The sequence below is a fragment of the Variovorax sp. PAMC28562 genome, from assembly GCF_014303735.1.
Classification (GTDB): domain Bacteria; phylum Pseudomonadota; class Gammaproteobacteria; order Burkholderiales; family Burkholderiaceae_C; genus Variovorax.
The window spans coordinates 2402394-2429095 of the sequence record NZ_CP060296.1 but is presented as its reverse complement, the minus strand read 5'-3'; the positions used below and the strand labels follow the sequence as shown (position 1 = coordinate 2429095).

The 26702-nt window shown below is 65.0% G+C and carries 21 protein-coding genes; 4 read left to right on the top strand and 17 right to left on the bottom strand.

All coding sequences use genetic code 11. The features are described 5' to 3' along the window. Positions 1 to 272 precede the first annotated feature (272 nt). Complete coding sequence (locus H7F36_RS11445) at positions 273 to 641, top strand: DUF4148 domain-containing protein (protein ID WP_187050950.1); 369 nt, start codon at positions 273 to 275, stop codon at positions 639 to 641. Here H7F36_RS11445 and H7F36_RS11440 read toward each other — a convergent pair. The 4 genes from H7F36_RS11440 to chrA all read right to left on the bottom strand — a co-directional run bounded on the left by H7F36_RS11440 (position 628) and on the right by chrA (position 5304). Next, positions 628 to 1470 carry a helix-turn-helix domain-containing protein gene (locus H7F36_RS11440; RefSeq protein ID WP_261802242.1) on the bottom strand — a complete coding sequence of 281 codons (843 nt, stop codon included), beginning with the start codon at positions 1468 to 1470 and terminating at the stop codon, positions 628 to 630. The two genes, H7F36_RS11445 and H7F36_RS11440, sit on opposite strands and share 14 nt — an antisense overlap. A gap of 27 nt (positions 1471 to 1497) precedes the next feature. Further along, on the bottom strand, positions 1498 to 2646 hold the full coding sequence (locus tag H7F36_RS11435; RefSeq protein WP_187054926.1) for an acyl-CoA dehydrogenase family protein: 1149 nt from the start codon (positions 2644 to 2646) through the stop codon (positions 1498 to 1500). Positions 2647 to 2772: 126 nt separating this feature from the next. After that, a complete protein-coding gene (locus H7F36_RS11430) occupies positions 2773 to 3828 on the bottom strand; it encodes a phosphotransferase (protein ID WP_187050949.1) in 1056 nt (351 codons plus the stop codon). Between the two features lie 126 nt (positions 3829 to 3954). After that, positions 3955 to 5304, bottom strand: a complete 1350-nt coding sequence (gene chrA / locus H7F36_RS11425) for a chromate efflux transporter (protein WP_187050948.1) — start codon at positions 5302 to 5304, stop codon at positions 3955 to 3957. A gap of 324 nt (positions 5305 to 5628) precedes the next feature. On the opposite strand from chrA, the gene H7F36_RS11420 reads away from it, so the two are divergent. Further along, on the top strand, positions 5629 to 6363 hold the full coding sequence (locus H7F36_RS11420; RefSeq protein ID WP_187050947.1) for a GntR family transcriptional regulator: 735 nt from the start codon (positions 5629 to 5631) through the stop codon (positions 6361 to 6363). A 12-nt stretch (positions 6364 to 6375) separates the two neighbouring features. On the opposite strand, the gene H7F36_RS11415 is transcribed toward H7F36_RS11420, so the two are convergent. The 8 genes from H7F36_RS11415 to H7F36_RS11380 all read right to left on the bottom strand — a co-directional run bounded on the left by H7F36_RS11415 (position 6376) and on the right by H7F36_RS11380 (position 16358). Next, positions 6376 to 7602 carry a serine hydrolase domain-containing protein gene (locus H7F36_RS11415; RefSeq protein WP_187050946.1) on the bottom strand — a complete coding sequence of 409 codons (1227 nt, stop codon included), beginning with the start codon at positions 7600 to 7602 and terminating at the stop codon, positions 6376 to 6378. A 32-nt stretch (positions 7603 to 7634) separates the two neighbouring features. Continuing rightward, positions 7635 to 9806: a 3-hydroxyacyl-CoA dehydrogenase NAD-binding domain-containing protein gene (locus H7F36_RS11410; RefSeq protein WP_261802241.1), complete on the bottom strand. Its 2172-nt coding sequence runs from the start codon at positions 9804 to 9806 to the stop codon at positions 7635 to 7637. An 18-nt stretch (positions 9807 to 9824) separates the two neighbouring features. Then, the gene (locus H7F36_RS11405) at positions 9825 to 10091 is read right to left on the bottom strand and encodes a hypothetical protein (RefSeq protein WP_187050944.1); all 267 of its coding nucleotides are present in this window, start codon (positions 10089 to 10091) and stop codon (positions 9825 to 9827) included. Further along, positions 10076 to 10879 carry an enoyl-CoA hydratase/isomerase family protein gene (locus H7F36_RS11400; RefSeq protein WP_187050943.1) on the bottom strand — a complete coding sequence of 268 codons (804 nt, stop codon included), beginning with the start codon at positions 10877 to 10879 and terminating at the stop codon, positions 10076 to 10078. Before H7F36_RS11400 ends, H7F36_RS11405 begins: the two co-directional genes overlap by 16 nt. 51 nt (positions 10880 to 10930) lie before the next feature. Further along, positions 10931 to 12973, bottom strand: a complete 2043-nt coding sequence (locus H7F36_RS11395) for an acetyl/propionyl/methylcrotonyl-CoA carboxylase subunit alpha (RefSeq protein WP_187050942.1) — start codon at positions 12971 to 12973, stop codon at positions 10931 to 10933. Between the two features lie 18 nt (positions 12974 to 12991). Continuing rightward, positions 12992 to 14152: an acyl-CoA dehydrogenase family protein gene (locus H7F36_RS11390; RefSeq protein ID WP_187050941.1), complete on the bottom strand. Its 1161-nt coding sequence runs from the start codon at positions 14150 to 14152 to the stop codon at positions 12992 to 12994. 18 nt (positions 14153 to 14170) lie between these two features. Beyond that, a complete protein-coding gene (locus tag H7F36_RS11385) occupies positions 14171 to 15790 on the bottom strand; it encodes an acyl-CoA carboxylase subunit beta (protein ID WP_187050940.1) in 1620 nt (539 codons plus the stop codon). 145 nt (positions 15791 to 15935) lie between these two features. After that, complete coding sequence (locus tag H7F36_RS11380) at positions 15936 to 16358, bottom strand: RidA family protein (protein WP_187050939.1); 423 nt, start codon at positions 16356 to 16358, stop codon at positions 15936 to 15938. A 118-nt stretch (positions 16359 to 16476) separates the two neighbouring features. On the opposite strand from H7F36_RS11380, the gene H7F36_RS11375 reads away from it, so the two are divergent. After that, positions 16477 to 18915 carry an acetamidase/formamidase family protein gene (locus tag H7F36_RS11375; protein WP_187050938.1) on the top strand — a complete coding sequence of 813 codons (2439 nt, stop codon included), beginning with the start codon at positions 16477 to 16479 and terminating at the stop codon, positions 18913 to 18915. Here H7F36_RS11375 and H7F36_RS11370 read toward each other — a convergent pair. The 5 genes from H7F36_RS11370 to H7F36_RS11350 all read right to left on the bottom strand — a co-directional run bounded on the left by H7F36_RS11370 (position 18902) and on the right by H7F36_RS11350 (position 24577). Continuing rightward, positions 18902 to 20143 carry an acetamidase/formamidase family protein gene (locus H7F36_RS11370; protein WP_187050937.1) on the bottom strand — a complete coding sequence of 414 codons (1242 nt, stop codon included), beginning with the start codon at positions 20141 to 20143 and terminating at the stop codon, positions 18902 to 18904. The genes H7F36_RS11375 and H7F36_RS11370 overlap by 14 nt on opposite strands. Then, on the bottom strand, positions 20140 to 21768 hold the full coding sequence (locus H7F36_RS11365; protein WP_187050936.1) for an amino acid ABC transporter permease/ATP-binding protein: 1629 nt from the start codon (positions 21766 to 21768) through the stop codon (positions 20140 to 20142). The genes H7F36_RS11370 and H7F36_RS11365 overlap by 4 nt, the downstream gene beginning before the upstream one ends. A 1-nt stretch (position 21769) precedes the next feature. Continuing rightward, positions 21770 to 22699, bottom strand: a complete 930-nt coding sequence (locus tag H7F36_RS11360; RefSeq protein WP_187050935.1) for an ABC transporter substrate-binding protein — start codon at positions 22697 to 22699, stop codon at positions 21770 to 21772. A 175-nt stretch (positions 22700 to 22874) separates the two neighbouring features. Next, complete coding sequence (locus tag H7F36_RS11355) at positions 22875 to 23762, bottom strand: phosphatidylglycerol lysyltransferase domain-containing protein (RefSeq protein WP_187050934.1); 888 nt, start codon at positions 23760 to 23762, stop codon at positions 22875 to 22877. Positions 23763 to 23770: 8 nt separating this feature from the next. Beyond that, positions 23771 to 24577: a TIGR03084 family metal-binding protein gene (locus tag H7F36_RS11350; RefSeq protein WP_187050933.1), complete on the bottom strand. Its 807-nt coding sequence runs from the start codon at positions 24575 to 24577 to the stop codon at positions 23771 to 23773. Between the two features lie 357 nt (positions 24578 to 24934). On the opposite strand from H7F36_RS11350, the gene H7F36_RS11345 reads away from it, so the two are divergent. Next, a complete protein-coding gene (locus H7F36_RS11345) occupies positions 24935 to 26680 on the top strand; it encodes an acyclic terpene utilization AtuA family protein (RefSeq protein WP_187054925.1) in 1746 nt (581 codons plus the stop codon). Positions 26681 to 26702 lie beyond the last annotated feature (22 nt).

The window sequence follows — 26702 nt, the reverse complement described above, 5'->3', positions numbered from 1 at the left end:
ACGTCGGCGCCGCAGCAAAACCACAGGCAGCATCTAGCAATCCGCCGATGAGGCCCGCATGCAGAAAACCGGCGTACTGAAAGACGCTCGCGGTTTGAAGCGCAACGGCAATGCCATCGAAACCCGCATCCATTGTTGCCCGCACAGAAACACCGTGTCTCTGATTGGTCGAGCTCAAAAGGCCCTGACGCCCGGACACTTCATCGCACAGACCTGCAGTCAGCAAGGGCTGTCGAAGCGAACCCAATCAAACAACATCTTCCGAGGACCGTATGAACAAGCTACAGATCATCACCGCCGCAGCCGCACTTTCCCTGCTCGCCATCACCGGCGCACAGGCTGAAGGCTACAACGGTGTGCACACCCATGTTTCGTCGAAGAACCGCGCCGACGTCGATGCCGAAGCTGTCAGCACCGCGGCTGCGCCCAACCAGAACGTGGCGCGTGGCTCACGCGGTGCGGAAGCCTTCAAGCCGGTCGCTAACCCCGACGCGGTGTACGAAAGCGCTGTCGCAACCGCCCATGCACCCGATCAAAACGTGAGCGGTGGATCCAAGTACAACAGCCGCTTGCTTTCGACAATGGCGCGTCCTGCGCCGGCAGTGCAAGCGCAGCAAGCCACGCCTGCTACCGCGAAGTAACAGCGGCCCCGCTGCCGTACAGCGCGAGCTTGCGGCAGCCGGCAAAAATTGACTTGGGCGTGAGCCCGTAGACCTGCCGTATCGAATGGCTGAAATGCGTCGAGTCCGGGTAGCCGACATCGAGTGCGATGTTGGCGAGGTTCGCGCTTTGCGTCACGTAGTAGAGGACGCTGCGCGCACGCTGCCAGGTTCGGAAACTCCGAAACGGCGATCCCACTTCCGCCTTGAATAGATGCAGAAAGCGCGACACCGACAGGTGCGACGCCACTGCGCAATCTTCGGCCGAGGTGTGGCTGTTCGGGTCTCGCTTGATGCGGTCCAGCACAGCAAGAATGCGGCGATCGATCGGGCGTGAGGGCAAAGCGCATCCGAAGAAGCTGCGATCGAAATCTTCAGTTCGTTCGTACTGCCTGAGAGGGCAGCGCTTGAAGCGATCGAGCGCATCGCGCATGGCTTGCAGTGCCTCGGGTGCATCCACCGCACCGCGGCCAGTGCGAATGCAGTCTGGCAAGCTTTGCAGATCCACTGTTTCCGACTCGATCAGCACATTGCAAATCATGCGTTCACCGCACACGATGCGATGCGGCACGCCGGGCGGCACCACCGAAAATTCGGTCTCGCTCCACTCGCCGCCGTCGATGCAGATCTTGTGCGGAAGCTTCAGCGAAACATAGATCGATAACGCACCGAGTGTGCGCAGCGAGGGTTCACCATGAAGCCCGACGTACAGCACGCGATCGGCGTTGAGCCACATCACGCGCTCCGACGCAGACGATGAAGAAGCCGAAGTCCGCACGGCGGTAGGCGCGTCGATTCGAATCTGTTGCATGTTTGTCTCCTTCGGTTTGAGCGAAGATTAACGGTACTTGGCCAGTTCCAGTTTGCCGATCTGGTTACGGTGCACTTCATCGGGTCCGTCGGCCAGCCGCAACAGCCGCGCCGTCGCATAGGCCGACGCGATGCCTTCGTCGTTGTTCGTGCCGCCCCCGCCAAAGGCCTGAATGGTCCAGTCGATGACCTGGCAGGCCATTTGCGGCGCTGCCACCTTGATCATCGCGATGTCGGCCTTGGCGACCTTGTTGCCCACGGTGTCCATGCGGTGCGCCGCGTTGAGCGTGAGCAGTCGCGTCTGCTCGATGAGGATGCGCGACTGCGCGATGCGCTCGATGGTCACGCCCTGCTGCGCGATCGGCTTGCCAAAAGCCACGCGCGACAGGCTGCGCTTGCACATCTTCTCGAGCATGCGCTCGGCCAGGCCGACGAGGCGCATGCAATGGTGAATGCGACCAGGCCCGAGGCGGCCCTGTGCGATCTCGAAACCGCGGCCTTCGCCCAGCAACATGTTGGACGCCGGCACCCGCACGTTGTCGAAAGTGACCTCGGAAGCACGGTCGGGCACGCCGTAGAAACCGAAGACGGCAATGGCACGCACCACCGTGACGCCGGGGGTGTCGAGCGGCACGAGGATCATCGATTGCTGCTTGTGGCGATCGGTATTGTCCGGGTCGGACTTGCCCATGAAGATCGCAATCTTGCAGCGCGGGTCGGTCGCGTTGGTCGTGTACCACTTGTGGCCGTTGATGACGTAGTCGTCACCGTCGCGCACGATGCTCGACTCGATGTTGGTCGCATCGCTCGATGCAACATCGGGTTCGGTCATTGCAAAGCACGAGCGGATCTCGCCGGCCAGCAAAGGCTTCAGCCAGCGCTCCTGATGCTCGGGCGTGCCATAGCGAGCCAGCACTTCCATGTTGCCGGTGTCGGGTGCCGAACAGTTGAAGACTTCAGGCGCCAGATGCGATCGGCCCATGATTTCGCAAAGCGGCGCGTATTCGAAGTTGGTCAGGCCCGCGCCATGAGAAGACTCAGGCAAAAAAAGGTTCCAGAGTCCGGCATCGCGCGCCTTGGGTTTCAGCTCGTCGAGCAACGGCGCTACCTTCCACGGGCCGAGCTCTTCAGCCTCTTTGTAATAGCGCTTCTCGTTGGGATAGATGTGCTCTTCCATGAAAGCCGAAAGGCGCTTCTGGAGATCCTGGACCGTGGGGGAAAACTCGAACACGAGAACCTTTCGAAGGGTGTTGCAAACAACAACGTTGACTGAAGAACCTGATGCGCTTTCTATGGCGCGCCGCTAGCGCTCGCCGCGCGAAAAGTGCGCCTCGACTTGTCGCCAGGCCGCCTCCGCTATCGGCCGTGCCCGCGCTCCCGTTTCTATGGCTTCGGCGCTGGAGGCCGTGCCATCGCGCGCACGCTTCGAGATGCCATGAAGAATGGCGGCCAACCGGAACATGCTGTACGTCAGGTAGAACTCCCAATGCGCCGGGTCGATCGGCTCGCGTCCGACACGCTTGCAGTACGTCATCAGGTAGGTGGCTTCATCAGGGATACCGAGCGCCGCGTAGTCTGTGCCCGCCATGCCGCGAAACTCAGCTGCCGTGAGGCGCCACGGCAGTGCGTGGTACGCGAAGTCCGCAAGCGGATGGCCGAGCGTCGACAGCTCCCAGTCGAGCACCGCCAGCACACGCGGTTCGGTCTGGTGAAAGATCATGTTGTCGATGCGCAAGTCGCCATGAAAGATGCACGTCTCGTCTTGCGCACCGGGTGGAACATGTGACGGCAACCACTCGATGAGCCGCTCCATCGCGGGGATCGGATCGTCGGCCGCGGCCGCCTGGTATTGCTTTGTCCAACGGCCGATCTGCCGGTCGAAAAAGTTACCAGCGCGACCATAGTCCGCCAGGCCGACCGCCTTGTAGTCGACACGGTGCAAGGTGGCGACCACGCGGTTCATGCCGTCGTAGATCGCGGTGCGTTCGGCATTGCCCAGCCCCGGCAGCGCCGGGTCCCAGAGGATGCGGCCATCGACGAAGTCCATCACGTAGAACGGCGTGCCGATGACATTGGCATCGTCGCAATACCCACGTGCGCTGGCGACTGGCACATCGGTGCCACGCAGCGCATCGATCACGCGGAATTCGCGGTCGACCGCATGGGCCGAGGGCAACAGCTCGCCATCGGGCTTCTTTCGCAACACGTAGCGCTGGCCCGCCGCGTCGGTGACCAGGTAAGTCGGATTCGACTGACCGCCCTTGAATCGACTGAGCGTCAGCGGCGCCCGAAAGCCGTCGATGCGCTCGCGCATCCAGACCTCGAGCCGTGCGACATCGAAGTCACCAAAACCATTCATTGCGCATGACCTTGCATGCCAAAATGGTACGAAGAGATTGTCAGACAATCAACTAGGGTTTGTCCGACACCCGTGAGATATCCGCGGCATCTACCGAACGAGATGACCGGCGCAAAACGGGGGGCCTCAGCGCATCAATTGCCAGCCCATGCCGAGCAGCCCGGCGACCAAGATGACCTTGATGACACCGACCTTGAAACGGAACAGCGCGATCGCCGCCAGCACGCCGATCACTGCCGCCGCCCATTCGAAGCGCCCCGCCACTCCCAGCGGCCACAGCACATGGACCGCGAAGAACACCGCCAGGTTCACGATGACGCCCACCACGGCGGCGGTGATCGCCACGAGCGGCGCGGTGAACTTGATCTTTCCGTGCGTCGATTCGATGAAAGGCGCGCCGACGAAGATGAAAAAGAACGACGGCAAAAAAGTAAAGAACGTGACCACCGTCGCTGCCACTGTACCGGCCAGAAACGGCGAGCCCGCACCAAAGATCTCCTTGCTCCACCCGCCGACGAATCCGACGAATGCCACGACCATGATCAGTGGGCCCGGCGTGGTTTCGCCCAGCGCCAGCCCGTCGATCATCTGAGACGCCGTCAACCAGTGCTGCGTCTCGACCGCGCCCTGATAGACGTAAGGAAGAACCGCATAGGCACCGCCGAAGGTAAGCAGAGCGGCCTTGGTGAAGAACCACGCCATCTGCGTCAGCACCGCGTCCCATCCGTAGGCCACGGTCAGCGCGCCGATGGCGGCAGCCCAGAGGCCGAGCGATACCGCAGTGACCCGTCGAATGCGCGACCAACTGAAGAGGGCGTGCGGTGGCACCGGCGTGTCGTCATCGATCCATGCCGGCACCGACGAAACCGCGCCTTGCCCGTGGCCACCGCCGCTCGAAAACTTGCCCGGCGCCCTCCGCCCACCGACATAGCCGATCACGGCAGCCACCAAAACAATCAGCGGGAACGGCATGTTGAATGCGAAGATGGCGACGAACGCTGCGAGCGCGATGCCGTAAAGCCACGCGTTCTTCAGCGTACGGGAGCCGATGCGGTACGCCGCGAAGACGACGATGGCGGTTACCGCGGGCTTGATGCCATAGAGCACGCCGGCGATGGCTGGCACATGACCAAAGGCCATGTAGACCCACGACAGCCCGATGATCACGAACAAAGACGGCAGCACGAAAAGCCCACCTGCGATGACGCCACCCCACGTGCGATGCATCAGCCAGCCCATGTAGGTGGCCAGTTGCTGCGCCTCCGGCCCGGGCAGCAGCATGCAGTAGTTGAGCGCATGCAAAAAGCGCCCCTCCGAAATCCAGCGGCGCCGCTCGACCAGCTCTTGGTGCATCAGCGCGATTTGCCCGGCCGGTCCACCGAAGCTGATGAAGCCGAGCTTGAGCCAGTAAGCGAAGGCCTCGCGGAAAGTCAGCGGAGGCCGGGCTGGCGATGGGGCTGCGGTTTCATCGGTCATATGGAGCGCATTTTGGAGGGCGGCGTGTTGCAACGTCCCTAGTGCGTAGGCAGCCCCCGATGCTCAGTCTTGTGCCGACACGCTGCGACCCTGCCTTGATGCCCCCAGGGAAACACGCGGGACCGACCCGCGACGGCCGGACTGAACCGCACATCCGGCAGGGTTGAACCTGATTCCGCCTGTCACAACTGTCTGTAAACATTGCCAGACAATTAATTCTGTGGTCGCTGTGGCTTCCCCTGACGGAGCCGACGCGACAGACGCCCTCTTCTAGCGGCTGTCGCTGCCGGCCCGGCCCCCATTTTTTGCACTGCGCGAGCCCGAATGAAAGACACCCCAACAGCCCCCGTGACGCGTGCGGGCGCAGCAAAGGCCGTCAAAGCGTCGGCGCCGATTGCTGCGCAGCACCCGCGCAGCACGCCAGACCGCGTGGCCGACGCCATCAGCAAAGGCATCCTGATGCGCCGCTTTACCGTCGGGCAGCGGCTGGTCGAAGCCGACCTCACGCGCGACCTGGGTGTGAGCCGCAGCACAGTGCGCGAGGCCTTGCGCATCCTGGCTTCGAGCGGCGTGGTCGACCTCACGCCGCACCGCGGTGCCGTGATCCGGTCGCTCGACAGCGAAGATGCCGCCAGCCTGCTCGGCGTGCTCGAAGTGCTCACCGGCCTGGCCGCGCGCCTGGCCGCCGCCAACATACAGATCGGCAACAACGCCAAGCGCTTCGAGGCGGCAGCGCAAAAACTCATCGAGGCCAACACGCCGGAGGCGCTCGACCGTGTGCTCGACGAGCGCGCCAACTACTACAAGGTCATGTTCGACATTGCCAACAGCAGCGAGCTGAATCGCGTGCTGCCGCAAGCGCGCGCCCATCTTTTTAGGGCGCAGTTCTATCACTCGCTCACCACCGCCGACCTGCGTTCGATGGTGACCGAATACCGCGCCATCACCGAGGCGATTCTCGAAGGCGACCAGGCCAAGGCCGAGACGCGCACCCGCAAGCACTTGCAGAAGACCGGCGAGCGCACCCTGCCGCGCATGACCGCGTTCTCGTTGGCGTAAGTCGTCTTTGTCTCAAGCCCTCGAGTCGATGACGGCGGCATTGATCATGGTGCGCAATTCGCGGCGAATCGGATACAGGCTGGACGGAATCAGTTGCGTGAGGAACACGACGCAGAGGTCTTCCACCGGGTCGATCCAGAAAGCCGTCGAGGCCAGTCCACCCCACCAGTATTCGCCGACCGAGCCTGCCAGCCCGGTCTTTGCCACGTCGGTGGTCATCGCAAAACCGAGGCCGAATCCCACGCCGGCATAGGTCGCTTCGGAGAACATCGAAACTGCCATGTCGGCCAGTTCGCGGCCACCGGGCAGATGGTTGGAGCGCATCAGTTGCAGCGTCTTCGGACCCAGCAGACGCACGTCGCCCAAGGCACCGCCCTGGCGCAGCATCTCGCAGAAGCGCATGTAGTCGCTGGCCGTCGACACCAGTCCACCGCCGCCCGAAGGCGCTGCGGGAGGCTCGCGAAATGTGCGGCCGGGTGCCGGCGCCAGCGCACCCGCAGCAGACTTCACGTAGCACTGGGCAAGACGCGCAGCCTTGTCTTCGCCGACATGAAAAGCCGTGTCCACCATCCCGAGTGGTTCGAAGATGCGCTGACGCAAAAACTCATCGAACGGAACGCCGGAAATCTTGCCGATCAGGTAGCCCAGCACATCGGTAGCGACTGAATAGTTCCACGCCGAGCCCGGAGAAAATTCCAGCGGCAGCCGAGACAACTCGTCGATGAATCCATCCAGCCCTTCAGCCTGCTCGAAGGGCTCGACCCTGCCGCGCCGGTAGGCGGCGTCGACGCTGGTGCGCATCTGAAAGCCGTAAGTCAGACCGGACGTGTGCCGTAGCAGATCGACCATGCGCATTGGCGCAGCCGTCGGTCTCGTCTGGAAATTGCCGGGCAGTCCCGACTGATAGACACCCAGGTCGCGCCACGCCGGGATAAACCGATGCACCGGATCGTCGAGCGCCACCAAGCCCGCCTCGACCAACATCATGAAGGCGACGCTCGTGACCGGCTTGGTCATCGAATAGATGCGCACGATGCTGTCTTCGCGCAGCGGCGTGCCGCTTTCGAGCGAGGCATGGCCCTGCACCGACTGGTGCACCAGTTGTCCCCCGCGTGCAATCTGCAGCAAGGCACACGGCAGCTTGCCGGGCGTCACATACTGGTCGGCCAGGAACTTGTCGATGCGGGCCAGGCGCTTCGAGCACATGCCCAACGATTCAGGCGATGCGGTGTTTGTCATGTCAGCGGCTTTCAGGTCGTATCGCTGAAATGCTAACGCCCCTGCCAGACCGCCGCAGGTTTCTCCGCAAATGCCGCAGCGGCTTGCCAGTCGGAGATGCGCTGGCCGCTGTTCGCAAGACGCGCCAGCAACGGCGACACGGTCCAGTAGCCGAACGGATTGCCACGGACCTCGGCGTAGTGCGCCAGCCGCTCGGCGATGGTCGCGAGCCCGATGCGATCGGCCATCCACATCGGCCCGCCCTTGTGGTCCGGGAAACCATAGCCGGCGGTCCACACGATGTCGATGTCGCCGGGCCGGTAGGCGATGCCTTCCTCGAGAATCTTCGCGCCCTCGTTAATGAGCGGGTACAGCAGGCGCTCGACGATCTCCTGCTTGCCGATGTCGGCGCGCTGCACGATGCCGTGCGTGGCTGCCTGCTCTTTGGCGATGCGCGCGGTCTCCGGGTCCGTCACCGGCTTGCGGCCGTCGTAGCGGTAGTAGCCGGCTCCCGTCTTCTGCCCGAAGCGGCCGAGTTCGAACAGGGTGCGCACCACCGCGCGGTAGCTGTCGTCGGGCGGCAGGCCACCGGCCTTGCCGTACTCGATGACGGTCTTGGCGCCGACATCGATGCCGGCCATGTCGAGCATGCGGCACGGACCCATCGCCATGCCCAGCGCTTCGACCGCACCGTCGATCTCGACTGGACTGGCGCCTTCCATCATCAGGAATTCAGCCTCGCGCATGTAGACCTCGGCCATGCGGTTGCCGATGAAGCCGTAGCAAACGCCCGACACCACCGCGACCTTGCCGATCTTGCGGGCCACCTGCATGACCGTCGCGAGCACGTCGGGCGCCGTCTTTGCGCCGCGCACCACTTCAAGCAAACGCATCACGTTGGCCGGGCTGAAGAAGTGCATGCCGACCACGTCCGCCGGGCGACCCGTGGCTTCGGCCAGCACGTCGACATCGAGCGTGGAGGTGTTGGTCGCGATGATGGCGCCGGGCTTGCAGACCTTGCCGAGCCGCGCGCACACCTGCTTCTTCAGGTCCATGTTCTCGAACACCGCTTCGATCACGAGATCGCAGCCGGCCAGCGCCGAATCGTCGAGCGAGCCGCGCAGCAGCGACATGCGTTGTTCGACCTGCTCGCTCGTGAGCCGGCCCTTGGCAGCACTCGCTTCGTAGTTGGCGCGCACCAGTCCGAGCCCGCGGTCCAGCGCAGCCTGGGAGGCTTCGACCAGCACTGTCGGGATGCCGGCGTTGGCGAAGTTCATCGCGATGCCGCCGCCCATGGTGCCGGCGCCGAGGATGCCGACCGACGCGATGGGGCGCAGCGCGACATCCTTTGCGAGACCTGGAATCTTCGCGGTCTGACGCTCTGCGAAGAACAAGTGGCGCATCGCTTGGGATTCGGGCGAGACGCGCAGTTCTTCGAAGAGCCGCGCTTCGATCGCTTCGCCCTCGGCGAAGGGCAGCGTCGATGCCTGTACGGCGAGCACGATGTTGCGGGCAGACGGATAGAACGCCTTGCGGCTTGCGGCCTCCGCCAGTGCCTTGTCGAAGAAGTCGGCGGGTACGCTGTCGCGCGACACCGGTTGTGCGCTCAGACGCCGCGGTGCGGCCTTGCGTGCAACCAGCGCTTGCGCGTACGCGAGCCCGACGTCCAGCGGCTTGCCTTCATGCACCTCGTCGACGATGCCGGCCTTCAACGCCGCACCGGTGTCGATGCTGCGGCCGCTGGAGATGAGGTCGAGCGCCAGTTCGATGCCGGCGACCCGCGGCAGGCGCTGCGTGCCGAGCGAGCCTGGGAGGATGCCGAGCTTGACTTCGGGCAGGCCCAGCTTGGTGCTGGGCACCGCCACGCGGTAGTGGCACGCCAGCGCCAGTTCAAGGCCGCCGCCGAGCACGGTGCCGTGCAGGGCGGCCGCCACCGGACGGTCGAGCGCCTCGATGCGGCCGAGCGTGCCGTTGTAGAGCGCCGCCGAGAAGTTCGGGTCGTCGAAGGACGTGATGTCGCCGCCTGCGACGAAGGTGCGGCCTTCGCAATGCACCAGCAACGCGGCATAGGAGCGATCGGCCTCGAACCCGTCGACAGCAGCGGCCAGGCCTGCGACCACCTCGAGTGACAGCGCGTTGACTGGCGGGTTGGCGATGCGCAGCACGGCGATGTCGCCGTGGCGGACCAGGGACACCAGCGCGCCGGAAGCGGTCGTCGAGTTCACGTTTTCAGTCATTGGAAATCACCTAGAGCGCGCCGGAGAGGCGCTTGAAGAGGTTAGCAAACGCGATTTCGCGCCACCGGCCGCCAGCACCGCCGACGTGCGCTCGATGCGATCGATTAGCTCGCCGCAATTCCAAGTAGTGCCGTTGCAGGTCAGCGCGGGCTTGTGCGGTGCGCGCGCGGCACGGCGGGTGAGCCATTCGGCCAGGCCGACCGCGTGAGCGCTGCCGGTGGTGGCCGCATCGGCGATCTTTGCGGTGGTCGCGGTGGTCAGCGTCCGGTCCATACCGGCTTTCTCTTTTCGTTGAACGAGGCCAGGCCTTCTTTCGCGTCTTCGGTCATGGCGAGCAGCGCGATCTGGCTTTCGGTGAACGCGATGCCTTCGTCGAACGACATCGACGACAACACGCGCATCGCGTACTTGCCGCGGCGCAACGCGGTCGGCGATTTGTTGACGAGCCGGTCGATCAACCACTGCGTCTTGGCATCGAGCTCGGCCGTCGGCACGACATGGTTGAGCAGCCCGGCTTCCTTCGCCTCGTCGGCACCGAAAGGCTCGCCGGTCAGGCACCACTCGCGCACAGTGCGGCGCGGCACGATGGCTTGCAGCAGGCTCAGCACCTGCATCGGGAACAGGCCGATCTTGACTTCGGGCAAGCCGAACTGAACATGGTCGGCGGCAATCGCCATGTCGGTCATGCAGAGCAAGCCGATGCCGCCGGCCATGCAAACGCCGTTGATGCGCGCGATGCTGGGCAGGGTGGCGTTCTGCACTTCGCGCAGCATGTCGGCGTAGTCGATGTTCGGCTGCGACAGGTCGAACGCGAAGCCTGCGTCGGGCTGCAAATCGGCGCCGGCGCAAAACGCCTTTTCGCCCGCCGCGGTCAGCACGACGACGCGCACATTCTTGTCGGCATGCGCCTGCCGCCAGCCATCGCGGATGCCCGCGACCACGTCCTTGTTGATGGCGTTGCGCTTGTCGGGCCGGTTGATCGTGATCCACATCGCGTGGCCGCGCTTTTCGGTGAGCACGGCCGGCTCGGTTGGTTCCGGGTGAAGTGTCGTTTCGGTCATCGCTTGTCTGTCTCCTTCGATCTCGTTCGTCGCCGGCGCCGCCTCGCGTCTTCAGGCGGGCGCGGTGGCAGGCTCTTTCACCGTCGCTTCGATCTCCACCACCACGCGGCTCGCCGCCACCTGGTCACCGGTCTTCACATGCAGTGCGGTCACCTTGCCGGCCACCGGTGCGGCGTGGATGTGTTCCATCTTCATGGCCTCGAGCGTGACCATCGGCTGGCCAGCCTCGACCAAGTCGCCGACCGCCGTCATCACCGCGACCACGCGGCCGTTCATCGATGCGCGCAACTTGCCGTCGCCCGCCGCGTCGCCCTGCCTGGCGGACGCTGCGCGTGTCTTGTCTTCGATGCGCACCGGCACGCCGCGGTAGTGCAGGAGCAGGAGTGCGCCGTCGCGGCGGAAGGCCGCCTTCTCGAACAGGCCATCGCAGACGAAGTGCGCCTCGTTGTCGGTGACCTCGTCGAGCTCGACAACGGTGGTCTGCGCACCGATCGTCACGTCGAAATGCCGCTGACCTGTAAGCACGACGCCCGCGGTCGTCAGCTTGCCGCCGACCTCGAAGCGCAACGAGATCGGCAGGCTGTGCGACATGCGCCGACCTGGTACGCGGGTACGTCGGTCACCGGCCGTCTCGTACAACAGCACGGCGGAGATGGCGGCGGCGCGGCTTTGCAGATCGGTGTCGGCTGCCAGCAGCGCATCCTGGTTCTGCACGATGAAAGCGGTGGTGGCGCCGCCGGCCGCGAACACTTCATGACCGAGGCATCGATGCAAAAACGCCTGGTTGGTCGTCACGCCCAGGGCGACCGCGTCTTCGAGCCCCGCCATCAGTTTGCGGCGCGCCGCCTCGCGGTTGTCGCCATGGCTGATGAGCTTGGCGATCATCGAGTCGTAGTACGGCGGGATCTTCGCACCCGAACGCATCGCGTGCTCGACGCGCAACTGCGTCGGCATGTGCCACAGCGCCATGGTGCCGCTCTGTGGCATGAAGCCTTTGTCTGCGTCTTCGGCGCACAGGCGCACCTCGATCGCGTGGCCGGCGAAGGTGACTTGCTCCTGCGTGATGGGCAATGGCTCCCCCGCTGCCACGCGCAATTGCATTGCCACCAGATCGAGTCCGGTGATGGCTTCGGTCACCGGATGCTCGACCTGCAGCCGCGTGTTCATCTCCATGAAATAGAAGTTGCCCTCGCTGTCGAGCAGAAATTCGAGGGTGCCCGCGCCCTCGTAGCGAATCGCCTTGACCGCGGCCACGGCTGTGGCACCCATGCGGGCCCGCAGGTCGGCATCGACGGCCGGGGACGGTGCTTCCTCGATCAGCTTTTGATGGCGGCGCTGCACCGAACAATCGCGCTCACCCAGATGGATCGCATTGCCGTAACGGTCGGCGAACACCTGGATTTCGATGTGGCGCGGTTCGACGATGGCGCGCTCGAGGATCACTTCCGGATCGCCAAATGCGCTCTGCGCTTCGGAGCGTGCGCTGCGCAACAGCTCGCCGAACTCTTTGGCCGATGGCACGAGACGCATGCCGCGACCGCCACCGCCGGCGGTCGCCTTGATCATCACCGGGAAGCCGATGCGCGAGGCCTCTTTGGCAAGCCGCTCTTCGCTCTGGTCTTCGCCCTGGTAGCCCGGGATGCACGGCACGCCGGCCGCCATCATCAAGGTCTTGGCACCGGCCTTGTTGCCCATCGACACGATGGCCTCGGCCGACGGGCCGATGAAGACAAGTCCCGCGTCCTTGCAAGCCTGTGCGAAGCCTTCGTTCTCCGCCAGGAAGCCGTAGCCGGGATGCACCGCGTCCGCACCGCTCAATCGCGCGGCCTCGAGGATGGCGGGGATGCACAGGTACGACTGGGCCGGCAACGGCTCTCCGATGCACACCGCCTGGTCGGCCTCGCGCACGTGGCGCGCGTCGGCATCGGCCGTCGAGTAAACCGCCACCGTGCGATAGCCGAGCGCGCGGGCGCTGCGGATGATGCGCAGCGCGATCTCGCCGCGATTGGCGATGAGCACTTTCCGGAACGGTGTCAACGACAGCGCGGAAGATGATGACGCGTTCGCGGCGGTACTGAAATTCGTTGCGGTCATGGGCGTTCGTCTGACGATTTATACGGCGTTCGGGGCCGGAAAAGTGCCCATGAATTTGGCGAGGATCTGCAGCATCACTTCGTCGGCGCCACCGCCGATGGAGGTCAGCCTGCCGTCTCGGAAGATGCGCGAAATCGGGCTCTCGTCCATGTAGCCCATGCCGCCCCAGAACTGCAAGCAACCATCGGCCACTTCGCGGATGACACGGCCAGCTTTGAGCTTGGCCATGGTGGCGGTGCGCGTGGCATCGGTGCCGGCCACCACCTCTTCGACGCCTTGCCAGCAGATGGCTTTCAGGCAAGCGACCTCGGTCTGCAGCTCGGCCAGTTTGTAGTGCACCCACTGGTTGTCGAGGATCGAGCGGCCGAAGGCTTGTCGGTCGCGCGTGTAGGCGATGGTGGTGTCGATGGCGCGCCGCGCCATGCCGGCGCTGTTGAGTGCGCCCCACAGCCGTTCGATCTGGAACTGCTCCATCTGGTAGATGAACCCCATGCCCTCTTCGCCGATGCGATAGCGCTGCGGCACGCGCACATCGTCGAAGTGGATCTGCGCCGTGTCGGACGAGTGCATGCCCATCTTCTCGAGCTTGCGCGCAACCTTTACGCCCTTCGTCTTCATAGGCACCACGATGAGCGACTTGTTGCGATGCGACGAACCTTCAGAGGTGTTGGCCAACACGCAGCAGAAGTCGGCCTGCGTGCCATTGGTCGTCCACATCTTGCCGCCATTGATGACGTAGTCGCCATCGACCTTGCGCGCCGTGGTCTTGACCGAGGCCACGTCGGAACCGCTGCCGACCTCCGACACGCCAAGGCAGGCCACGTAGTCGCCGCTGATGGCCGGCGCAAGGAACTCGTCGCGCAACTCCTTGCTGCCACGGTGCGCGAGGGCCGGCGTCGCCATGTCGGTCTGCACGCCGATCGCCATCGGGATGCCGCCGCAGTTCATGTGCGCGAGCGCTTCGGCCATGACCGCGCCGTACGAGTAGTCGAGTCCCGATCCGCCGTTCTCGACCGGCTTGGTCAGGCCCAGAAAACCCAGTTCGCCGAGCCGCTTGAAGACCTGGTGCGCCGGAAATATTTCGGCCTTCTCCCACTCGTCGACGCAAGGATTGACCTCCTTGTCGATGAAGCGCTTGAGCGTGTCGCGCAGTGTGTCGTGTTCAGGGGTGAGTTGCATGACAGACTCCTTTTCGGTTCAGGGACGGGCCACCGAGAACTGCATCTTTTGCGGTTCTCGGGCTTCGGCGTCGCGGCAGATCGACAGCACTTTGACCAAGACTTCGCGTGTATCACGCGGGTCGATCACGCCGTCGTCGAGCAGGCGCGCACTCGTGGTGAACACGCTCATCTGGCTGTCGAAGTGATCGACGATGCGCTTTTCCATCGCGTCGAGCTTGGCCTGGTCGACCTCGCCTTTGCGCTTCATGGCGGCCTCGGTCACGATGACCATGGTCTTGGCCGCTTGCTCGCCGCCCATCACCGCGGTCTTGGCGTTGGGCCATGAGAAACAGAAGCGCGGGTGAAAGCCGCGGCCGCACATCCCGTAGTTGCCGGCACCAAAGGAGGCACCGCAATAGAGGGTGATTTGCGGCACGGTGGCGTTGGTCACGGCCTGGATCATCTTGGAGCCGTGCTTGATGATGCCGGCCTCTTCGTAGTCCTTGCCGACCATGAAACCGGTCGTGTTGTTGAGGTACAGGATGGGCGTCTTCGACTGGCAGCAGGCCTGGATGAAGTGCGTGGCCTTGGTCGCGCCAGCCGGGTCGATCGGGCCGTTGTTGGTCACCACGCCGAGCGGCATGCCTTCGATCTTGATGTGGCCGACCACGGTGGCGCCGCCGTAGTTCTCACCGAACTCCAGGAACTCGGAGTCGTCGGCGATGTGCGCGATGACCTGCTTCATGTCGACCGGCCGCTTGTGGTCCATCGGCATGATGCCGAGCAGGGATTCGGCGTCGTAGCGTGGCGGCTTGAAGGCGCGCGCCGGGGCGTTGGCGGCGTCGCGATTCCAGTCGATGTTGGCGAGGATCTCGCGTGCGATGCGGATGGCGTCGCGGTCGTCTTCGGCCATGTAATCGCCGAGGCCGGAGATCGACGTGTGCATCAGCGCGCCGCCGAGTTCTTCTTCGGTCGCGACCTCGCCGGTGGCGGCCTTCAACAACGGCGGCCCGGCCAGGAAGGCCCGCGAGCGGCCGCGAACCATCACGATGTAATCCGACAGGCCGGTCTGGTAGGCGCCTCCAGCCGTCGACGAGCCATGCGTCACCGTGACAACCGGCAAGCCCGCGGCAGAAATGCGCGCGATGTTGCGAAACAGGTTGCCGCCCGTGATGAACTCTTCGACCTTGTAGGTCATAAGGTTGGCGCCGGCACTCTCCACCAGTTGCACGTACGGCAGCTTGTTTTCGAGTGCCAGTTCTTGCATGCGCAACTGCTTGGGAATGCCCATCGGCTGCAGCGCGCCGGCGTCGATGCCGGAGTCCGATGCATTGATCATCACGCGCACGCCCGACACCCAGCCGATGCCACCGATCACGCCACCACCCGGCACGCTCTTTTCGAGGTCTTCGTTGTCGAGCCCGAGCCCTGCGAGCGAGCCGATTTCAAGGAACGAGGTACCCGGGTCGAGCAGCAGCGACACTCGCTCACGGGGCAGCAACTGGCCGCGCTTTTCGAAGCGCTCGCGCGATTTGGCCGAGGTGGCGATGCTGCGCCGTTCGTAGCCGCGCACGCGCTCCAGCAACGCCAGCATGCCGCTGCGATTGGCCTCGAAGGCGTCGCTGCCGGGAGAAACGGTCGTCTCGATGATTGCCATGTGTGGTTGCCTGGCCGGTGTACGGCACGATGCTGATGAGGCAGCTTAGGCAAAGGCAGGAGGCGGGTCTTGCGCGAACTGGCTGCGCAGGGGTGTCTGTCGACAAAGCACGAGCCGCCGGCGACTGCCGGTGGATTGGGGCCGGTTACACGGGGAGACCCGCCTTGACCGGCTCACTTGGACGTCGCGCCACGAGATCGATCTCGATGCGTGCGCCCTTGGCCAGACCCGTCACGCCGATACAGGTTCGGGCAGGTCGCCGCCCACTCGCGAAGTGGTCGGCGTAGACCGCGTTCATGGCTGCGTAGTCGGCATCGAAGTGGGTGAGGTAGATGCGCACCGACACCGCGTGCTCCAGGCCGAGGCCGCAACCGGCCAGCACGGCCTGCAGGTTCTTCAGCACCTGGCGTGTTTGCGCCTCGATGCCGTCGGGATAGGGTGAATCGAGCGAGGTGCCGACAAAGGGCATCTGCCCGGTGACGAACACCCAGCCATCGGCTTCGACGGCGTGGCTGAAGGGTGCGACCGGGTCGGGCGCACCGACAATCATGTGGAAGATCAGAGTCATCGCAAAAAGTGGTGTGAGTTGGACAGACCGCGTGGCAAGCCAGTTGCGTGCCAGTCGGGAGCATGGCATGTGGCACGTGTCTTGCGCGACATGGGCAGGCAACCAGGAAACCGCCGCCATGCGCTTGGAAAAATTCACGACCGACTCTTATCCGGTGCACCAGCGGCCTCATGCATGGCGCGAGGCTTTGCAGTTGCACAGCCTCCGGCCTGAAATGGCACCTGCAGCGGCGCCACTCTACGGCACGCTGACCGCGCGGCGCACGGCGCGCGGTGTCGAAATGGCGCGGATCACTTCTTCACCGCAGACGATTCAACGCCTGGGCGCCGGAGCCGATGCGGTCTGGCTCGCGCTCCACATGGGCGGCGATGCCGCGCTGCATCATGGTCAGCAGACCATCGAACTGGCACCGGGCGACATCGTCTTCGGGCCGGCGCATGCGCAGGCCGACCTGGACTTTCGGTCCAACTTCCGTCAGTTCATGGTGTCGATGCCTGGCGCGAGCCTTAAAACCCGGCTGCCCGGTGACCATGCTTTCGCGCTCGGGCACCTTCGAGGCAGCGCAGGCCTGGGCCGTATGTTCGCGGGCACACTGACCGCGCTGGCCGACGCCTTCGACACGCTGGATGACGACGACATCGCGCCCGTCGAGTCCGCTCTTTCCGAATTCATCGCGACCAGCATGGCGGCCCGGCGCGACCTTGCCTTGCCGGCCTCGTCCGCCATCAGCAGCACGCGCGCTGCCACGGTGCGCCGGCTGTGCCAGTACGTCGATGCGAACCTGAGCGATCCATTGCTGACGGTGGCCGGTGTGGCGGCCCACGAGCACCTGTCCGAGCGGCTGGTGCAAAAGCTGTTCGAAGGCCTCGGCCAGACCTTCACCGCCTACCTGCGCCAGAGCCGCCTCGAACGCTGCCGCGCCGACCTCGCCAATCGCCAGTACGGACACCTGTCGATCTCGGACATCTGCTTTCGCTGGGGCTTCAACGATCCAGCGCATTTCAGCCATTCGTTCCGCGACCGCTACGGCATGTCGCCACGACAGTACCGACAGCAGGCCAACGAGGTGAGCCAGCAGTCGCTGCGCAAGCGCATCAAGCGCGGCTGGCCATCGGGCTACTTCGAGACGCCGGCGGCGGACCCGGTTGCATCCAGTGCGGGCATCGACACGGTTGCTGCGAGAGGCGCGATCGACTCATCCTGCGTCGACGGGACCTCCACCAATGCCATCAGCACAGCCATCAGCACCGGCATCGGCGCCGGTCGCCACCACCACCTTCCGGCCAACGCGCAGACCATCCACTGGGGCTACTTCAGCCGCTCGATCCCGCCGGTGCTGACCATCGACTCCGGCGACATCGTGACCATCGAGACGCTGACCCAGCATGCCTACGACGACCACGAACGCATGATCAAGGGCGATTCGGGGGCCGAAAGCGTCTTCCACTGGACCGCCGAGCACAAGGCGGTGGACCGCCGCGGCGCGGGCCCGACTGACGCGTCGATCTACGGTCGCGGCAGCGGCGAGGGCTTTGGCGTGCACATCTGCACCGGCCCCATTTTTGTGAAGGACGCGCAGCCGGGCGATGTGCTGGAGGTGCGCATCCTCGATCTCGCGCCGCGCCTCGCGGCCAGTGCCAGGTACGAGGGCCGGGCGTTCGGCAGCAACGCCGCAGCATGGTGGGGCTTTCACTACGACGACCTGATCGAGGAGCCGAAGCAGCGCGAGGTGGTGACGATCTACGAAGTCGATTGCAGTCAGGACCAGCCCTGCGCTCACGCGGTCTACAACTTTCGCTGGACCCCCCAGTGCGATCCGAACGGCGTGCTGCACCCGACCATCGACTACCCCGGCATCCCGATCGACCGGGCGTCGATCGTGGAAAACCACGGCGTGCTGCAAGGCGTGACGATCCCCGTGCGCCCGCACTTCGGCGTGATCGCCGTGGCGCCTGCCGAGACTGGTCTGGTCGACTCGATCCCGCCCTCGTGCTTCGGCGGCAACCTGGACAACTGGCGCATCGCCAAGGGGGCCACGTTGTACCTGCGGGTGGGAGTCGACGGTGCCTTGCTGTCGGTGGGTGACCCGCACGCCTCGCAGGGCGACAGCGAGTTGTGCGGCACGGCCATCGAATGCTCATTGACGGGCGTCTTCCAGATCGTGCTGCACAAGGCCGCGAACCTGCGCGACGAGCCCTTTGCCGACATCGACTACCCGCTGGTCGAGACGGCCGACGAGTGGGTGATCCACGGCTTCAGCCACCCGGATTATTTGAAGGAGTTCGGCGACAAGGCACGCAGTGCGATCTACGAAAAGTCGTCGCTCGACCCGGCCATGCGCGATGCTTTCCGCAAGACCCGGCGCTTCCTGATGACCGCGATGGGGCTGACCGAGGACGAGGCGATTTCGCTGATGTCGGTGGCCGTCGACTTCGGGGTCACGCAGGTGGTCGACGGCAACTGGGGCGTGCACGCGGTGATCCGCAAATCGATGTTCGCGGGTCGCGTGCGGGCACCGGGCGGGCAGGCCGTCAACAGCCCGCTCAGCAGTCCTTGAAGATGCTCTTCTGAATCGACCCGTGGATGCCCCAGTTGGCGTCCACGACCTGGGTGACCCCGAAGTTCGCCGCGACCGACAACAGGGCAATCGCTTCGTCCTCGCTCAGCCGGTGCACCGTCATCAGGAAGCGGCGCAACTTGCGAAAGGCGTCGCGCATGGCGGGGTCCAGCGACGAGTGCCCGGCCACCAGCGTCTGGGCATCGGGGCCGAGGGCCTCCAGGTAATTCGGGTAGGTGAAGCCGTAGACCGACCACTGCTCGTCGGTCTCCAGCAGCGGGTGGTCCAGGCCTTCGAGGATCGTGCCGCCCAACTCGTTGCGCTTGTGCAGGATGAACTCGAAGTCGCCGGTCAGCGAGGTCTCGATGGCGGTGCCGCCGAGTTCGCTGTCGCCCTGCGCCGCATGCGGGTCGCCGACCGAGAAGAAGGCACCAGGGACTGCCACTGGGTAGTACATGGTGGCGCCCTTGCCGATGCGCCAGTCGTCGATGTTGCCGCCGGTGTAGCTGGGCGGGATGGAGCTGACGAAGTCGGACTCCGACGGCGCCAGGCCCATCGTGCCGAAGTGCAGGCGGGCCGGCACTTTGACGTTGCGCAGGATGTTCTCGCGCTTGCGCACCAGCGTGTGGTCGACGCGCACGCCGGGGTAGTCGATGTTGGTGTGCACCACGCCGTCGGGATCGGTTTGCGGCGTCCACACGTAGTTGTAGACCGCGCGGGCGAAGGGTTCACCGGAAGTGTCCAGCTCGAAGATCGTCACCACCTCGCGGGGCTTGGGCTCCTCGATCAAGTCGCGGTAGTGGAAGCCCCAGGACGCGGCCGCGTTCGAGCCGAAGCAGCGGCCCGCGTAGCAATGGCTGCAGCTCGGCCTCGGGCGCACGTCGAGGATGCGCACCTCCAGCACGTCGCCGGGCTCGGCGCCCTCGATGACCACCGGTCCCGTCAGCAGGTGCACGCCCACCCCTTCGCCCTCGCCGAGCTTGAAGGGCCCCGTGACCGGGCCGGCACCGCGCCGCGACACGGCCTTGTGCTCGCGTGTCCAGGCGAACACCGACTCGGCGCCGGGATCGCCGGCGACCATGCGCTCGTAGTCGTCGTTGGCATGGTGGGTCAGCGTCTCGATGGTGACCCTGTCCCCCGACTTCACGACGAGCGAGGGCGCGACGGCCTTGCTGAAATAGCCCCAGTGAACTGTCTGCGGGGAAACGCTCAGGGTGTGGTGCTTCATGGTGGGTCGTTGGCAGGCGAAGGGGTGGACGGCAGCACGTCGGCGGCCATCACGCGAAGGAAACGGGCGAGCGCCGGGGCGCGCGGATTCTGCAGAACGTCCAGCGCCGGGCCGCTTTCGACGACACGGCCCCCGGCGAGGAAGACCACGCGGTCGGCCACCTCGGCGGCAAAGCGCAGTTGATGGGTCGAGATGATCATCGTCAGCCCGTCCTCGACGGCCAGGCGGCGGATCACGTCCAGCACCTCGTTGACCAGTTCGGGGTCGAGCGCCGAGGTGGGCTCGTCCAGCAGCAGCACGCTCGGTCCCGGCGCCAGTGCCCGGGCGATGGCGACGCGCTGTTGCTGCCCGCCGGACAGATGGCGCGGCAACGCTTCGACGCGGTGCGCCAGCCCGACCCGGCTCAGCAATTCCAGTGCGCGCCGGTCCGCGGCCTCGGCAGTCCAGCCGTGTACCCAGCGCAGCGGGCCGGCCACGTTTTCACGTGCTGTCAGGTGTGCGAACAAGTTGAACTGTTGAAACAGCATGCCCACACCCAGTCGAGCGCGCTCGCGAGCAAGGTCGCTGGGGGTCATGAGTTGACCGTCGGGCCGGTAGCCCAGGCGGTAACCGTCGACATGGATCTGGCCCGCATCCCAGCTTTCGAGGTGGTTGATGCAGCGCAGCAGCGTGCTCTTGCCCGAGCCGCTCGGGCCCAGCAGCGCGACCACCTCGCCGGCCTGCACGTTGAGACTCAGATCATTGAGTACATCCTGCTGGCCGTAAGCCTTGGACACGCCGTTGATGCGTAAGGCGACCGGCGCACCGGCCAGGCGGGTGGCGCGGACTGCGCGGCTGACGGCCGACACCGCCAGCGTGGCGGGTGCCGCGGGCTCGGGTTCGCATTCAGGCTCGGGCCCAGACGCAGACGCAGACGCAGGCGCAGGCCCAGGCTCAGGCTCAGGCGCTCCAAGTGCCAGCCCACGCGGCTTTGCTTGCCGGTCCAGATTGAAACGTGCTTCAAGCGCCAACTGCACCAGGCTGATCGCTCCGGTTAACCCGAGATACAGCAGACCGGACGCGAAAAAGATCGAGAAGAAGTCGAAGGTCGACGACGCAAGCTGTGTGCTGCGCAACGTCAGCTCCGGCACCGCAATGATCGAGGCGAGCGAGGAGTTCTTCAGCGTACTGACCGCCTCATTGCCCATCGCGGGGATCATCGAGCGCAACGCCTGCGGCGCGATGATGCGGCGCATCAGCACGCGCGGTGTCATGCCCAGGGCTTGGCCGGCCAGCACCTGGCCGCGGTCCACGCCGAGCACACCGGAGCGGAACATCTCGGCGATGAAGGTGGCCTCGTTGAACGCCAGTGCCACCCCGGCGGCCAGCAGTCCCGGCAGCTTGATGCCGACATGGGGCAGCGCGTCGTAGACGAACACGAACTGCAGGATGAGCGGCGTGCCGCGAAAGATCACCGCATAGCCGCGCGCGAACGCGGCCAGCGGCTTGAAGCGGCTGAGTTGCATCGCCGCCAGCAGCAGTCCCACCACCACCCCGCCCGCCAGCCCGATGCCGGTGGCCCCGAGTGTGAAAACGATGCCCTGGATCAGGTAGGGCAAGGTGAGGTAGTGGAGGAACAACTCCATGTCAATTCGCCACGAGCAGACGCGGAGCCTCGAGGTTTTCGACGGGCATGCCGTGCTTCTTCAGCAACTCGGTGTGGATGCCGGCCTTCTGCAAGGTCACCAGCGCCGCCATCACCGCATCACGGAAGTCCGTCTTGCCCTTGGGCACTGCAATGCCGACCGAGTAGGGGATCGACACCGCAAGCGCCTTTTCCAACTTGTCCGGATAGGCCTTGACGGCGCTGTCGACCGTGTTGACATCGTTGACGTAGGTGTCGGCACGTCCGGCCAGGATGGCCTGTATGCAGTTCTGGTTGTTGTCGTAGAGCTGGATTTCCGGCTCGGGCTTGCCCGCCGCCTTGCACGCGGGGGCCAGCGCCTGGATCAGCGGCACCTCGACGTAGCCGGTGTTCTCGGCGGCAATCGCACCGCACATCGAGGCGTTGATGCCGGTGATCTTCTTCGGGTTGCCCTTGGCCACCAGCACGCCGTCGAAGACCTTCGAGTAGGTGATGAAGTCGGCCGCCTTGGCGCGTTCTTCAGTGGCGTAGATGTCGGAGATGACGATGTCGGCTTGGCCGGATTGCAGCGTGGTCAGCAGGGCCGAAAACGTCACCGCCTTGTAGGTCACCTTGAAGCCCAGGCAGGCGCCGAGCGTCTCGCCCAGATCGATGTCGAATCCGATGTACTTGTCCGGATTGTTCGGGTCGATGGTCTCGTAGCCGGGGGTGTGCGGATTGATCGCGTTGACCAGTGTCTTGCCCTTGAACTGCGGGTACTTGGCTTGCAGCGCGCTGCATTCGGCCGGGACCTTGGCGATCTCGGCATGAACCGAGGTGGCAGTCATCGCGAGGGCCGACAGGCTCAGGGCCGCGACGGCCACGCCGCGCAGACGGGCCAGCGCGGGAAGGCGCCGGACAGAGCGTCCGGACGGGAGAGAGAGGTTTTGCATAGTCCGAGACTCCTGGAAAAACGACGCAAGCGGCTGGCACCATGCCAGCTTTGCTGCAGCGCACCATGAGAGCGTAGGCGAGGGGCCGGGACAGCACTTGTGTGTAGGCGCACGACTGCTTGTGCAGGCGTCCCCGTCCAGTCAGCCTGTCGAAACAGGGCTGCTATGCGAGGCGCTAAGGCGCTGGCTCAGACTTATTAGCGTGGTCCAGCAACGCAACACGCCATTTGGGCAGCAATGCGGCCGGCTGATACGACCGCTTGCTGCGCCTGAACCCCGGCAGACCCATGTCTTGCTCGAAGTTCAGCCACGCCACCGCGCGCGGAAAGCTGCGGCAGAAATGCTGGAACATGTATGGATAAATTCCGACATGACTGTCGAGCCCCTTCGCGAATCGCATCGCGAAGACGCCCGGCTGCAGCTCCTGCGCCAGCACGAAACCAATCGGCAGGTCGCCGACGAAGTGAACGAAGCCTTCGAGCCCGAAGCGTGCGGCGTTGTCGATCGCTTCGAGGCAGGCAGTGTCGTCGGCCTCGCCCCGCGCTTTGCCTTTGTGCGTGAACCAGCCTTGCAGCACGCTGCGCGTGGCGTCGGCCAGCTCGGGCCCGAACGGCCGACAAGACGGTTTGTGCGCCGCCAGAAACTGGCGTACCTGATTGCGCTTTTTTGCCAGAGGTCGGCCGGCATAGTCGACGAACGTTTCGACGTCGTACAGGTAGTCCGCATCGTCCGGGGACGCGGTCGCGACGAAGACGTTGTCCGGCAGCTCGGCGGCATCGCGCGCGGCTACCGGATAAAGGGAGCCGTACGCTTCGATCAGTTCCGACAGCACGTCCAGCGGTGCGCATCGAGGCGTGAACAGCGGCATGAAGTGGGGTGTGCCGTCATACGCGCGGCCGGCAATGCCCGGCCATGCACCATCGATAAACCGGTAGTCGTGCGCCGCCCTGAAAAGGTACAGATTCGAAAAGGCGTAATCCGACAGGCACTGCTCATCGCTGCCCGCACGCAACGCAGCCAGCGCCGCATCGATGCGCGGCTGCAGGCCGAGTTCGATCGGCACGCCGTGCATCAAGCGGTGGCCGCCACCTTCCGCACGCCGGGCTCGGGCGCGTCGGCGGGCGGCCCGGCAAAGCATTGGGCGATCTGCAGCCAATCGCGCGCCGATCCCTCGCTGTAGCGCAGCGCTGTGTCGGCCAGGTTGCGACGCTGCGTCACGAGCAAGCAGAAGTCATCGGCCGGCCCGCGGATGGTTTCCGACGAGGCCGCATCGCCCCACGTCCATACGCCGCCTTGGGGTGCATCGAGCTCGATGTAGGGCACGACAGCCGGCACCGGCAGCTTGCGGTTCACGAAGCTCCAGCCGAAGGTCGTGACGCCGATGTGGGCGATATGGCGCAGCCGGTCGGTAGCCGGACGGCGGCGGCCGACGACGTCCCACACGTCTTGTCCGTGCGCCCAGGTTTCCATGAGACGCGCGGTTGCGAACGACCGTGCGCTCATGGTCGGGCCGTACCACGATAGCCGGGCTTTCGGGTCGAGCGCTGCCAGCGCATCGACGAGTTGCGTCGAAATGGGCTCCCAGTACGCGAGCAATTGCGCGCCGTCGAGGTGGCCGTACTTCTCCCGCGCGATGGCGCTGATTTCCTTGCCCGTGGCGAGCGTGGCGTTCAACGTCGCGGTGTCGGCGGCGAACGCGTGGGAGTCGGTGGCCGATAGCAGGCCGGTCTCGTCGAAGAAGCACAGGTGGGCGATTTCGTCCCAAGGCGTCCAGCCGTAGAAGTCGCTGCGCAGCCGCCATTGCGCAGGCGTCAGCGTCCCCACCAGATCGGCCAGGTCGCGGTATTCGTTGCGGAGGTCGTCACTCGTTTTCTTCATCTTGAGTCTGTGCGCGTCGTGCCGCGCTTGTCGTGGTTGCGTTGTCTGATCGCGTTGTGTTTTATACGCCGAGCTGCCGTACATTGACGAAGAGCGTGATCTCGCGCGCCACGAAGTCGCGGATGCTGGCGCGGAACGAAATTCCATGCAGGTCTCCGTTGTTTCGAAGAGGCTAGCGTGGGTGCGCGCCAAGGTCTTGCGCGAAGTGGCTGCGGTCAGCGACTCGGCGCAAGCGTTGCAGGCGGTGCGTCGCTAGGCTGGCCGGATGCTTTCATCGAGGAGACCACCCCCGTGACAGACAACGTAACGAACAAAGTCGTCCGCATCGGCGGCGCCTCGGGCTTTTGGGGCGACAGCATGGTGGCAGCGCCGCAGCTGGTGAATCTCGGCCGGCTCGACTACCTGGTGTTCGACTATCTGGCGGAGACAACGATGTCGATCCTGGCTTCGGCGCGGGCCAAGAAGCCCGAAATGGGCTACGCGACCGACTTCGTCGACATCGCGATGAAGTCGGTGCTGGGCGAAGTCAAACGGCAAGGCATCAAAGTGGTGAGCAACGCCGGCGGCATCAATCCGCACGGCTGTGCGGCCGCGTTGCAGGCACTGGCAGCGGCCGCGGGCATTTCGTTGCGCATCGCGGTGGTCGAAGGCGACGACGTCGCCGCGCACATGCCAGACCTGCGCGCACGCGGCGTGCAGGACATGTTCACCGGCGAGTCGCTGCCCGACAAAGTACTGAGCGCCAACGCCTACCTCGGCGCGACACCGATCGCCGCTGCGCTCGCCGCCGGCGCCGAGGTGGTGATCACGGGGCGTTGTGTCGACAGCGCGGTAACGCTGGGCCCGCTGATGCACGAGTTCGGTTGGACGGATGCCGACTACGACCTGCTGGCCTCCGGCAGCCTGGCGGGCCACATCATCGAGTGCGGCTGCCAGGCGACCGGCGGCCTGCACACCGACTGGGAAGACATCCCCGACTGGGCCCACATGGGCTACCCGGTGATCGAATGCCATGCGGACGGCAGCTTTGTCGTGACCAAGCCCGAAGGTACGGGGGGCAAGGTGATTCGCGCCAACGTCGCCGAGCAGATGCTCTACGAGATCGGCGATCCGGGCGCCTATCTGCTGCCCGACGTGTCGTGCGATTTTCGCGATGTGACGATCGAACAGCAGGGCGATAACCGCGTGTTGGTGAGTGCCGCCAAAGGACGCGCACCAACGCCGTTCTACAAGGTCTCGGCCACCCAACTCGACGGCTTCCGGTGCGCGGGCAGCATGGTCATCATCGGCATCGACGCCGACAAGAAAGCGCGCCGCACCGCCGAGGCGATCATCGAGCGCGTGAGCGACATCCTGCGCGAGGGCGGCATGCCGCCGTTCACTTCGACGTACATCGAAGTCATCGGATCGGAGTCTTCCTACGGCGCGCAATCACGCATGCGGCCGTCGCGCGAAGTGATGATGCGCGTGGTCGCGAACCATCCGCTGAAGGCCGCGCTGGCGATCTTCGCGCGAGAGATTTCACCGTCGGGCACCTCGTGGGCGCCAGGCACTACCAGCCCCGGTGGCGGTCGGCCGGCGGTGTCGCCGCTGATCAAGCCCTTCTCGTTTCTGTTCGACAAGCAGGCCTTGCCGGTGGCTTTCGTGATCGATGGCGAGCGGCAAACGGTATCGATCGGCAAAGGTGCCGGGGACGGTGCGACGCCCGACGTCGGCGCGCCTGAAGCGTGGAAAGAATCCGGTGGCGCTTCACGCGAAGTGCGGCTGATCGACCTGGCCTATGCACGCAGCGGCGACAAGGGCAACCTCTCGAACATCGGTGTCATTGCGCGCCGACCCGAATGGCTGCCGTTGCTGTGGAACCGGTTGAGCGACAAGGCCGTGGGCGACTACTTCGCGAACATGGTGCATGGCCGCATCGAACGCTTCTACCTGCCCGGCATCGCGTCGCTCAATCTGCTGCTGCACGATGCGCTCGATGGCGGCGGACCCTCGTCGATGCGGATGGACCCGCTCGGCAAGGGCATGGCGCAGATGCTGCTGGACATCGTCATCGAGGTGCCGGCATCCGTGGCCGACAGCTTGCCGGCACCGCGCGGCTGAACTAAACCGTCTTCTGCTGCAG